Below are 12,151 nucleotides of genomic sequence, written 5' to 3' on the forward strand. Positions count from 1 at the left end.
GAATAAAATAAAAAATGATGGTGAATTGGAACATCTCATGTTTGCAATTTGATGTTAAAAAAGGATTGGTTGAAGAAAACATCAATAAAGTAACAAGGATGATAGAAAATGCAGTTGCAAGTTCAGATAAACCAGATGTGATCTTGATCCCAGAAATGTGGAATACCAGTTTTATAAAAAATGTTTCAACTCTTGCAGAGACGTATGGAGAGAGAACAAAACAATTTATTTCAGAAATGAGCCAAAAACATCAAGTACATATTGTAGCAGGTTCAATATCTGAAAAGATCAATGGAAAAGTTCATAATATCAGTTACGTTTGCAATCCAAGTGGGAACTTTATTGCAGATTATTCTAAAATACATTTATTTCAATTGATGTATGAAGATCGTTATTATGTAGGTGGAAATAGTGTTGGCATTTTTGAGTTGTTTGGTACTAAAGTAGGCATGGTTATCTGTTATGATATTCGGTTTCCTGAACTTGTGCGTAAATTAGCATTGGAAGGTGTAAAGGTTTTGTTTGTTCCAGCTCAATGGCCTGATGTTAGACTTCATCATTGGAGGACATTATTGATGGCGAGAGCGATTGAAAATCAAATGTATGTAGTTGCTTGTAATCGAATTGGAAGCAGTGGAAGAGAAGATTTTCCAGGACATTCTATGATCATTAGTCCTTGGGGAGAAGTAATCAAAGAAGCTGACGATAAGGAGACCATATTACAAGCAACGATAGATTTGGATATAGTACAGACTGTACGTGACACGATTCCTGTATTTGAGGATAGAAGACCGTCTTTATATTAAATTTTCATCTCATCCATCATAGTTTCTATGAAGGCTTCCGCTGCTTTGGACAAGTATCTGCCTTTTTGGTGTGCAATAACAAGTGTACGTTTTGGACGGTGTTTTAAATTGAAATGAATTGGAGTAAAGTGACTCCACTTCGTTTGCGTAACCATATAGGGTACAAAAGCTATGCCCATTCCTGCGGCTACTAAAGATTGGATCGTCTCAATGTTACTGCTTTCGAAAACAATGTTAGGTGTAAATCCTGCTTGCTCACATAAATCAATTGTAATTTGTCTAAATCCTTGTCCCTTTTTTAGAATAACAAAAGGTTCATCCTTTAAATCTTTAATATCGATCTCTCTTTTTTGGCCATGGTGTTTAAGGTTTAGATGGTGCTTGGGAGGAACAGTAAGGATGATTTCTTCATCAATCACAGGATAATAAGTAAGTGATGATTCTTGCATCGGCAAAGATAACAAACTGATATCTGTTTGTCCTTGAGAAGTTAAAATTTCCAAGTTGGTAGAGCTTTCTTCAATTAGTACGATTTCTATTCCTGGATAATTTTGTTGAAAGATGGGAAGGACACGTGGTAGTATATGCGATCCTGTAATAGGTAAACTACCTATGATTAGTTTACCTTTCCGGGTTTGAGAAATGTCTTCCATTTCATTTTTCATTTGTTCTATTAAATCCATAACCTTATGTGCTTTTTCAACAAATACAGTTCCTGCATGCGTCAGCTCAACAGCATTTGTATTTCGATTGAACAATTTTACACCTAATTCCTTCTCTAACTTTGCGATTTGTTGACTAAGAGAAGGTTGTGCGACATGCAACTTTTCCGCTGCTCTAGAAAAGTTGTTTTCTAATCCAATTTGGATGGTATATTGCAGCTGTCTTAATTCCATTATTTGTTCCTGCCTTTCATATTAAATTCATTTTATAATGAATAAATAGAAATTACTTTGTATTAATTTTCATAGTTATAGGTAAAAGTTATAAAGGTTATAACTATTATATCTTGGATCAATGAATAAAGAAATGTTAAACTATGTATAAGATTTTATTAAGAGGTGAAAATTTGATGTCTACTAAAAAAACGATTATTGAAAAAATTTGGGATCGCCATGAAATTCATCAAGAAGAAGGAAAACCAAGCATTATATATATTGATCTTCAGTTAGTTCATGAAGTAACTTCTCCACAAGCTTTTGAAGGTTTGCGTTTAGCAGGTCGTAAAGTTCGCAGACCTGATCTAACCTTTGCTACAATGGATCATAACGTTCCTACAAAGGATCGTTTCAACATTACAGATCCTGTATCAAAACAACAAATTGATACGTTAACTAAAAACTGTGAGGAATTCGGAGTAACACTATATGACTTAAATAGCTTGGATCAAGGTGTAGTTCACGTAATGGGACCGGAACTTGGATTAACTCACCCTGGTAAAACGATTGTTTGTGGTGACAGCCATACTTCTACACACGGTGCGTTTGGTGCTCTTGCATTTGGTATCGGTACAAGTGAAGTTGAACATGTTCTTGCAACACAATGTTTACAGCAAGCTAAACCAAAAACATTAGAAGTTCGCATTAACGGTAAATTAAAACCAGGTATAACTGCAAAAGATTTAATTTTAGGTGTTATAGCACAATATGGTACAGATTTTGCTACTGGATATGTTGTTGAATATACAGGAGAAGCTATTCGCAGCCTTTCTATGGAAGAAAGAATGACAGTGTGTAATATGTCTATAGAAGCAGGAGCGAGAGCGGGTCTAATTACACCAGATGAAACTACTTTTGAATATTTAAAAGGTAGAGAGCATGTTCCTCATGGGGAAGCTTTTGATCGCGCAGTAGAAGATTGGAAGAGTCTGGCAACTGATGAAGGTGCAGTATATGATCGTGTTGTAGAATTCGACGCCGAATCCTTAGTACCGCAAGTTACGTGGGGAACAAGTCCAGGTATGGGAACAGACGTAACAGCTTCAGTTCCTAGCCCAACTGACTTTACTACTGAAAACGAACGCAAAGCTGCTGAAAAAGCAATTGAATATATGGGCCTTACGCCTGGAACTAAAATGAGCGAGCTTGAAATCGATCGTGTATTTATCGGATCTTGTACAAATGGTAGAATCGAAGATTTAAGAAGTGCAGCTAAAGTTATTAAAGGTTACAAAGTAGCATCTAATGTAAATGCTATGATTGTACCAGGTTCAGGAAGAGTAAAAATCCAAGCCGAAGAAGAAGGTTTAGACAAAATCTTTGAAGAAGCTGGCTTTGAGTGGAGAGAAGCTGGATGCAGTATGTGTTTGGCTATGAATCCTGATTTTCTAAATCCAGGTGAACGTTGTGCATCAACATCTAACCGTAACTTTGAAGGTCGTCAAGGTAGAGGTGGTAGAACGCATCTAGTATCCCCAGCAATGGCAGCTGCAGCGGCAATTAAAGGACATTTCGTAGATGTGAGAGAGTGGCAGTTTCAATAAAAATATAATGATTTAAAAGATATTTTTAGATTCAAATTGATAGATTTGAGAGGAGAATAATTAATGGAAGCTTTTAAACAACATTCTGGAATTGTAGCACCTGTGGATCGTGTAAATGTAGATACAGATGCGATTATTCCTAAACAATTTTTAAAAAGAATTGAACGCACAGGATTTGGACAATTTTTATTTTATGAGTGGAGATTTTTAGAAAATGGTGTAGATGAGAATCCTGAATTTGAAATGAACAAACCGAGATATAATGGATCTTCTGTTTTGATATCTCGAGTGAACTTTGGATGTGGTTCCTCCCGTGAACATGCACCTTGGGCGATCTTAGACTATGGATTTAAAGTCGTTATTGCTCCTTCATTTGCAGATATTTTTTATAATAACTGTTTTAAAAATGGTATTTTACCTATTAAACTTTCTGAAGAGCAAGTTGAGGATTTATTCCAACGTACAGCAGCAAACGATGGCTATAAGCTGAATGTAGATCTAGAAAATAAAGTGATTACAGATGATCTCGGATTAAAAATAGATTTTGATTTGGATGAACATCGTCGTCAGTACTTGCTTCAAGGTTTAGACGATATCGGTTTAACTTTGCAATATGAAGATAAAATTGCAGCATATGAGCAAAGATAACAATTAGAGTCTAGGGATTGTATGAAAAGAAAACAGTTCGCTTCCTTCGTTTTTATGTGGGGAAATAAGCGAACTGTTTTTTTGCTATGCGGGTTTTAAAAAAAATGGTGTGCTCTTAAAATACTAGTACTATTAAAAGGATTATATTTACTATCTCAAGTGGTTTTATTGAAATAACTGATAGAGAATTGGCACGGATAAAGCCCTGTGGCAAAGCAACTCTTAAGGTCATCTAGCGCTTAGTGGGGGAAGTTCTCTTTTTCTAGTATTTTTGCACTAATTTTCGCAACTTTTCCTTCAATTTTTCGTCTAGTAAATAAAGTGTTTGTCGAATTTAAAATCTTATTGTCATTCTTTCATTTATTTTGCTAGAATATAGTAGTGAGTAACATTTCATTGCTAGTGCTAGAATAAGAGACGTTAAGAATTATGATTTACACGTAGTGAAGTGGGCTTTGTTAAGTTGAATTCTAGTATTTATTAAGTATATTTGTTTCAATTTATAATCATCACATTCATGAATTGGAATTTACAGAGCTAACGCTGCGTTACACTTTTAATTCATTAAATTATAAAAATATCATTTCGAGGTGACCTATGAAACGTATTTCCATTCTACTATCTGTTTTACTATTTTTAAATGTTTTTCCTTCTATGATTTTTGCAGATGATTCCTCCATATCATTGTATGTAAACGGTGAGAAATCAAACGATTCACCACAAAAAATAAATGGAGACTTATACATACCGTTTGAGTTTTTTATTGATGAATTGGATGCAGAAGTAGAATGGAAATCTAGCAATAATCATGTAAATATACAAAATAAACAAATCAATTTAGATATCTACATGGATCGCAGTACAGCATATCTGAATGGTTCTACATTGGAGATGAAGAATACTCCAAAAATGATTCAAGGCGAGGTCTATTTGCCAATACAAATTATGAGTGAAGACTTTGGAATAAAATATATTTGGGATAATTTCACTCAATCTATTTATGTATATAAGAACAAAGACGGAATACAAATTTCAAGCAGCAAAAGATCAAATCCCGAACCTGAACCTCTAGTTGAAACGAATAGCTCAACTGGGACACAATCTACACAGAGTCCAGAAATAAAACCAGAGTCTAACTTAACGAGTGATAATATCGTTCTTCAAACGAATGCTGGAGATCCTACTCTTTATGAGATTGAAGTGTTAGAAGATGAAATTGTTTTTCAAGGAAGTACACCATTAGATTATTCAAGTTTTTATTTGCCAGAGCCAGATCGAATTGTAATAGACTTTGAAAAAAGCTCATTCGGACCCGCCTTCATGGATCAAGAAAGTGGTACTTATAATGGGGTTATTGAAGTAGATCATCCAGATGTAAAATCAATTCGATATGCCATGTTTGAAGATTTATATCCTCGAATTGTCGTTGATTTACATGAAAATATAGAGTATAGTATGATAGGAATTCCGGAAGATAATCAAGTAAAGGTATTATTGGGAGTGACGAATACTGCATCTCAGTCAAACAATAATCATCCAGATGAAGAGATCGTAGTTGAAGATCCTTTTATTATAGTAATAGATCCTGGTCATGGAGGAGATGATCCAGGGGCAACAGGCAGTGTTTCATCAAGAGTAGAGAAACACTTTACATTAGAATTTGCGCAAAAGCTATACGATCTTCTTGATGAAGACCCATACTTTCAGCCATACATGACTCGTAACGATGATGTGGAAATTGAATTGGATGATCGTGCAGCATATGCAAATGAACTAGGTGCAGATGCGTTTTTATCCATTCATGGTAATATACATGAAAAATTAAATATCAGTGGTACAGAAACATATTATTGGTCTGATCAAAGTTATGATCTGGCTCAGACTATCCACGGTTATGTTGTAGAAGCAGCAGGACTTCCTGATCGTGAGTTAAGAGAAGTGAAATACAGAGTTTTGGATAAAACGGATATGCCAGCTGCCTTGTTGGAAATTGGCTATTTATCAACTAAACACGATGAAGATTTGATGTTGACTGATGACTTTCAAAATCGTGTGGCTGAATCTATTGTAGAGGCGCTTAGAGATTTTTACTTGAATGAATAACATTTTTAGAGGTTTTTAACATGTTAGAGTTTGGTACTTTATATTGGAGGAATCATGAATAAAAAAGAAATTAGGGTTGTACTAGACACCATAGCAGACATGTTTCCAGAAGCTCATTGTGAGTTGCATCACTCGAATCCATTTGAGCTAACGATAGCTGTGCTGCTCTCTGCTCAATGTACAGATGAGATGGTGAATAAAGTAACAGTAGATCTTTTTGAAAAATATAAAACTCCACAAGATTACCTGAATGTTTCTCTAGAAGAAGTAGAATCTGATATAAGAAGAATAGGATTATATCGCAATAAAGCAAAAAACATAAGAAAATTATGTGAGTTGATTATTGAAAAATATGATGGTGAAATACCTAGATTACATAGTGAACTCGTAGAACTTCCAGGAGTGGGGAGGAAAACAGCAAATGTTGTAGTGTCCAATGCTTTTGGAGTTCCTGCTATTGCTGTGGATACTCATGTGGAACGTGTTTCTAAAAGATTAGCGTTAGCCAATTGGAAGGACTCTGTTCTAGAAGTTGAAAAAAAATTAATGAAAAAGATTCCTAAAGAAGAATGGACAGAGACACACCACAGACTTATATTTTTCGGAAGATATCATTGCAAAGCACAAAATCCAGCCTGTGATATTTGTCCTTTACTTGATTTATGTAGAGAAGGAAAAAAAAGAATGAAAAAGAAAGATCTTAGGAAAGATAAGTAAAAAATAAAAAAGGTAGTGAAATTATGAAATGTATAACAGTTTACACTAAAAGCTTTGAAGAGTTTTCCGATATATTTGAAGAGATATTAAGAACACCATTAGCTGAAGACGAGGAAAAAGTGATCGAAGGAATCACGGTGAGTGATTCAGGTGAAGTTCCAATGCAGTACATAGATCGTATGAGAGACAAACCAGAGGTTGTTGTAATGAAAGTGAAAGAAGAAGATATTACCATCTTTCAACATGGAGAAGTTTTTGAAATATTAATTCCAGAAAAAGAAACTGTGGTATAATGGATTTACTCCAAAAAGCGACATTAAGTGTTTGAGTATAGTTCGAATACTTTTCAGGAATCACAGAATAAATATTTACTAGTAAATTAATGTAGTAATAAAAAACAAAGAGCAATTCATGTTATTTGAAAAAAACTCGCCAATTTGGCGAGTTTTTAAATAAATAAAAAAGTCTAACTTTCAACGGAATATTTACATAGGTCTAAGATAGAGGAATAAAAGGAGTTAACTGCTTTGAAAATCGTAGGGGAAACAATTCACAAATATGCTGAAAATATTTTAGAGTTAAGCAATGTAATGGAAGTGTCAAAAGATACGGAGTCTGGACAAAAATTGAAGCAATTAGCTGATAAATTAGAAGCTTCGGATTTATATTTTACATTCTGCGGTCACTTTTCTGCCGGGAAATCAAGCCTAATTAACAAGTTAAGCGGACATCCTATTTTACCCTCTAGTCCGATACCCACTAGTGCTAATTTAGTAGCTATATCGAATGGTGATCCTAAGGCTGTGCTTCACTATCGAGATGTTCAAAAAAAGCAAAGTATTGAACAAATTGAATTAGGACAATTGCAGGAATATGGTAAAAATGGTTCTGAAATTGAATCTATAGAGATTCAATATCCGATTCCAATGCTCGAAGACCATGTTCATTTTTTAGACACTCCAGGTATTGATTCTACTGATGAAGCTCATTTATTGTCTACTGAATCTGCTTTGCACTTAGCTGATATCGTGTTTTATGTGATGGATTATAATCATGTTCAATCAGAGATCAATTTTTCTTTTGCCAAACGATTACAAGAGCAGGAGAAAAAGTTCATTTTTATTGTAAATCAAATAGACAAACATCAGGATCAAGAATTGTCCTTTTCTGATTTCAAACAAAGCGTGAATCAAGCATTTCGTGATTGGGATATCCATCCTGAAGCTATATTTTTCATTTCCGTCAAACAAGATGACTATATTTTCAATGAGTTTGATCAACTTAAGTGGTATCTGAAATGTTTAACGCAAATTCGGGAGAGTTTACTTATTTCGAATGTGGAAAAATCTATCGAGTTTCTTTTAAACGAACATATGAAAGCCAAAAAAGAACAAAATGAAGTGAAAAAGCAGCAGCTTACTGTAAATAGTGAAAACAGTGATTTACTTTTAGAAGAACTATCTATTTTAACAAATAATAGAAATGAAATAGAAGAAACTTCAATAAAGTACTTAGATCAACTAAAATATGAGATCAGTGATCTTTTGCAAAATGCAAACGTGATTCCAGCAGCTACGAGAGACTTGGCACATGAATATTTGCAAAGTCGACAACCTGGTTTTAGAATGGGGCTGTTTTCTACAAAAGGAAAAATTAAAGCAGAGCATGATAAACGATTGAATCGTTTTTTTGAGGATTTTTCTGAAAAAGTACAGGCTCACATTATGTGGCATTTGAAAGATTTATTAAATCAACGTTTAAATGCACAGGTTGTAAATGAAAGTATGAAATCAGAAGTGCAAAAACAAATAGATGAATTAGAAGTAAAGCTTTCACCAGAATGGTTAATGGGGGAAGTCAACACAGGAGCAGCGTTTTCAAATGAATATACATTAAATTTTTCAAAACATATTTCCGAGGAAATGAAAAAAATATACCGCAAAAGAGCCATAAATATTGCGAATCTTTTATTGGACATCTCACAAAATACATATCAAGAAAAAATGGTAGAACTTCAAAATGAAATTGAAAAAATCCAAAAACAACTAGTTGATTTTAAACAACTACAGGAGATAAATAAACGAGAAACACAATATGAACAAAAATTGTTTTCTATTATTCAATGGGATAAGCAAGCTGTCATTATGCCCAACCTAAATGAATATTCTCCTTCAAAATCTAAAACTGAATCTCAGAGCTCTGAATTAAAAAGTAAAAGACAGGGAATGGAAGTTTCTATTAATGTTGAACAATCTTCTCCAGTAAAACACAACAAGCTGACTTCCAATTTTTCAAAAAAGGAAACAAGAGAAAAAATAACAAAAACGATAGACCAACTAAATACAGCCTATAAAATGATTAAAGATCTACCTGCTATGAACTCATTAAGCAGCTCTTTGCTTGAAAAATCTAATCGTTTAAACCATCGACGTTTTACTATTTCTCTATTTGGAGCATTTAGTGCAGGGAAATCCTCTTTTGCTAATGCATTATTAGGTGAACGCTTACTTCCTGTTTCACCTAATCCAACCACAGCAACCGTTATCAAAATTATGCCACCTGATGAAAAATGGTCTCATGGTATAGCAAAAGTGAAAATAAAAACAAAAGAGGTTATTCTAGAGGAAATTCAATATGCAATGGAACAATTAGGATTTCAAAACATGGGAATAGATCAATCCTTTGTGCAGATTTCAAAAATTAAAGCAAATGGGGTTCATCGCAAAGCAAAACCTCACTATGCATTTTTAAAAGCAGCATTAAATGGATGGAAAGATATTAAGCAAGATTTAGGTCAAGAACTAAAAGTGGATATCGATACATTTCAGAGTTTTGCAGCGGACGAAAGTAAATCCTGCTACGTTGAATATATTGAATTATATTATTCTTGTCCATTTACTGATTCTGGTATGATTCTAGTGGATACGCCAGGAGCAGATTCCATAAATGCTAGACATACAGGTGTTGCATTTGATTATATTAAAAATGCCGATGCTATTCTTTTTGTGACCTACTATAATCATGCCTTTTCTCAGGCAGATCGAGAATTTTTGCTGCAGCTAGGAAGAGTGAAAGATCAATTTGAGTTGGATAAAATGTTTTTTGTTTTAAATGCAGCAGATTTAGCGTCGTCAAAACAGGAATTAGAAGCTGTTGAGGAGCATGTAAAACACAATTTAGCACAGCATGAAATACGAAATCCAAGGATTTACCCATTATCTAGCTTAAAGGCCCTAGAGAGTAAACAATCAGGTGATGAACAAGCGATGAAAAACGCTGGAATTACTGCATTTGAAATGGATTTTATTAGATTTACGGATGAAGAATTGACGGAGATGGCCATTCAAGCTGCAAATATTGAATTGAATCGAGCAACGAATACGTTAGAGCAATGGAAAAACAATGCTCTTCAAGAGGGTAAACTTAGGAAAGAAAAGGTTAAACACTTATCCGCGACTATGGAAGAATTGAATACATGGTTCATTCAGTTTAACTTGTCCGAATTTGAAGAAAAATCGTTGAGAAAAGAAATAAAGGAACTTTTATATTATGTAAAACAACGTGTAATGTATCGTTTTGGGGAGCTGTACAATGTATCCTTCCATCCTTCAGATTTTGGGATGGGCCGTAAGGAAGGTTTAAAACAAGCACTACATTCAGCTTGGAACGAGCTCCATCGTTTATTATCCATGAATTGTTCACAAGAGGTTTTGGCGACAACCTTAAGATTGGAAAACTATATGAATGAACAGCTAAAAGGTATGAATAACCAATTTATACAACACACTGCTCTAAAACTTCCGCAGTTTGAAACAGAAGCTTTGAATTTACAAACCTATCATGCTCCTTCTATTCAAGAATCTTTAGGAGATATAGAAATGGATTTGAACTGGTTGGTAAAACAATTTAAAGATCCGAAGTCATTTTTTGAAGGGCAAGGAAAAGGTAAACTTAAGATAGACTTGGAAAAGAAATTGAGTTCCGTGATAGAATCTTATATTAGAGAACATGAAGAATTATTAATTGAACATGCAACTAGCGAAATGAGAAGCTGGATTCAACGAATGATAATGAAACAGAAAAACGATGTGCAGGAGCATGTCGATGGATTTATTTCTGCCCTAGAAATGAAATTAGACATAAAAGAAATTGAAGCGAAGGTAGATGCGTTAAAAGCAATGTAATTGGTGAATCTATATGTTATGAATACACAATTGAATTGTAGTATATAAGTAAGCTGTTTAATCAACTGTATTCCTATCACCTTTGTTTCGAATATTTTCTTTATTTTGATGAAAATGATTGGAGCGTATGGCATTATCATCATCTAAAATGTTAATGCCTGCCTCTTCACTACTTCTGATTGTATTCTTGTCAACTATATTTTCATTCCCCTCAAGTTTCACTCCATTATTGTTGTTAGTGACTACATTATGAATGATGCGACTCTTAGTTGCTTTTTCTTTAGAGGAGAATATCATGATTCCGTTTTCCTTATTAAACTTACTCTCATTTCCTAGGAGCAATGAATTTGAATCTGCTTCGATTCCATCATCTTCATTTTGCAGTGCTTTATTCCAAAATAAAAAGTTAGAACTTTTCTCAGTATCAAATCCATCCTCTCCATTTTTAGAAGAGGTGTTATATAAAAATGTATTATATACACTGTCAGATAAAAAACCATCAAAGCGGTTCCCTGATGTCATATTGTTAAATGCTAGATTGTATTTCCCTTGAAAATTAAGCCCACAATCTAGGTTGTTTTTCATTTTGCACTTCATAATGAAGTTATGATTTCCAAGGACAAGCATCCCATCTCTATTATTTCCTTCCGCCTCACATTGTGTCACTACATTGTGCAATGCATCACTTTCAATACAAACCCCATCTAATTCATTTTCAATTGTTTTAATATGGTGAATGGTATTATCATTCTTCTGAATGAATAACCCAAATCGGCTGAAATTTTGTACCGTTAAATTTTCAATTGTAATGAAGTTAGAACCTTGGATGTTAAATCCATCTTTATTTAATCCAAGATTTGAGCCATCTACGATTGTTTTTCCTATCCCAGCTCCAATGATTCGAATTCGATTTTTGTCCACGCCGATATTTATTGCTTCGTTAAAAGAACCTGCAGCAATACAGATAGTATCCCCTTCAGATGCAGCTTTGACAGCGTCAGTAATTGTGACTTTATCCTGAGGTACATGAATGATCATCGTGGACCCTCCTCTTTGATAATAATTTATTATATTCACTTTAATCAAAAAGGTAAGAAAAATGGGTGTTTGAGGAGAAGGAGATTTTTTTTAGTGAAAAGTTGACAATTCATATGTATCAGTGTATTATCTAACTAGAACACTAAAACAAAGAAGTATTATTTATATTAAAG

9 protein-coding genes are annotated in these 12,151 nt (G+C 33.9%); 7 read left to right on the forward strand and 2 right to left on the reverse strand.

Going from position 1 to position 12,151, the window contains the following annotated elements; genetic code table 11:
• The first annotated feature begins 14 nt into the window (after nucleotides 1-14).
• Nucleotides 15-806 carry a carbon-nitrogen family hydrolase gene (locus tag Q5Y73_RS07205; RefSeq protein WP_305991183.1) on the forward strand — a complete coding sequence of 264 codons (792 nt, stop codon included), beginning with the start codon at nucleotides 15-17 and terminating at the stop codon, nucleotides 804-806.
• Here the strand turns inward: Q5Y73_RS07205 and Q5Y73_RS07210 are convergent.
• A complete protein-coding gene (locus Q5Y73_RS07210; RefSeq protein ID WP_305991184.1) occupies nucleotides 803-1,702 on the reverse strand; it encodes a LysR family transcriptional regulator in 900 nt (299 codons plus the stop codon). The two genes, Q5Y73_RS07205 and Q5Y73_RS07210, sit on opposite strands and share 4 nt — an antisense overlap.
• Nucleotides 1,703-1,878: 176 nt before the next feature.
• Between Q5Y73_RS07210 and leuC the strand changes: the two genes are divergently transcribed.
• The 6 genes from leuC to Q5Y73_RS07240 all read left to right on the forward strand — a co-directional run bounded on the left by leuC (nucleotide 1,879) and on the right by Q5Y73_RS07240 (nucleotide 10,940).
• Entirely contained in the window at nucleotides 1,879-3,288 is a 1,410-nt protein-coding gene (leuC, locus tag Q5Y73_RS07215) for a 3-isopropylmalate dehydratase large subunit (RefSeq protein WP_305991185.1), read from the forward strand.
• 63 nt (nucleotides 3,289-3,351) lie between these two features.
• Nucleotides 3,352-3,936, forward strand: coding sequence for a 3-isopropylmalate dehydratase small subunit (leuD, locus tag Q5Y73_RS07220; RefSeq protein WP_305991186.1), 585 nt, complete (start codon nucleotides 3,352-3,354; stop codon nucleotides 3,934-3,936).
• Nucleotides 3,937-4,533: 597 nt separating this feature from the next.
• A complete protein-coding gene (locus Q5Y73_RS07225; protein ID WP_305991187.1) occupies nucleotides 4,534-6,039 on the forward strand; it encodes an N-acetylmuramoyl-L-alanine amidase family protein in 1,506 nt (501 codons plus the stop codon).
• Nucleotides 6,040-6,093: 54 nt separating this feature from the next.
• Nucleotides 6,094-6,756: an endonuclease III gene (nth, locus tag Q5Y73_RS07230; RefSeq protein WP_305991188.1), complete on the forward strand. Its 663-nt coding sequence runs from the start codon at nucleotides 6,094-6,096 to the stop codon at nucleotides 6,754-6,756.
• A 23-nt stretch (nucleotides 6,757-6,779) separates the two neighbouring features.
• The gene (locus Q5Y73_RS07235; protein WP_305991189.1) at nucleotides 6,780-7,049 is read left to right on the forward strand and encodes an NAD/NADP transhydrogenase alpha subunit; all 270 of its coding nucleotides are present in this window, start codon (nucleotides 6,780-6,782) and stop codon (nucleotides 7,047-7,049) included.
• 234 nt (nucleotides 7,050-7,283) lie between these two features.
• Nucleotides 7,284-10,940, forward strand: a complete 3,657-nt coding sequence (locus Q5Y73_RS07240; RefSeq protein ID WP_305991190.1) for a dynamin family protein — start codon at nucleotides 7,284-7,286, stop codon at nucleotides 10,938-10,940.
• A gap of 57 nt (nucleotides 10,941-10,997) precedes the next feature.
• Here Q5Y73_RS07240 and Q5Y73_RS07245 read toward each other — a convergent pair whose 3' ends face one another.
• On the reverse strand, nucleotides 10,998-11,978 hold the full coding sequence (locus tag Q5Y73_RS07245; RefSeq protein WP_305991191.1) for a right-handed parallel beta-helix repeat-containing protein: 981 nt from the start codon (nucleotides 11,976-11,978) through the stop codon (nucleotides 10,998-11,000).
• Nucleotides 11,979-12,151: the final 173 nt, after the last annotated feature.

It is taken from the genome of Chengkuizengella axinellae (assembly GCF_030730905.1).
Lineage (GTDB): Bacteria > Bacillota > Bacilli > Paenibacillales > KCTC-33759 > Chengkuizengella > Chengkuizengella axinellae.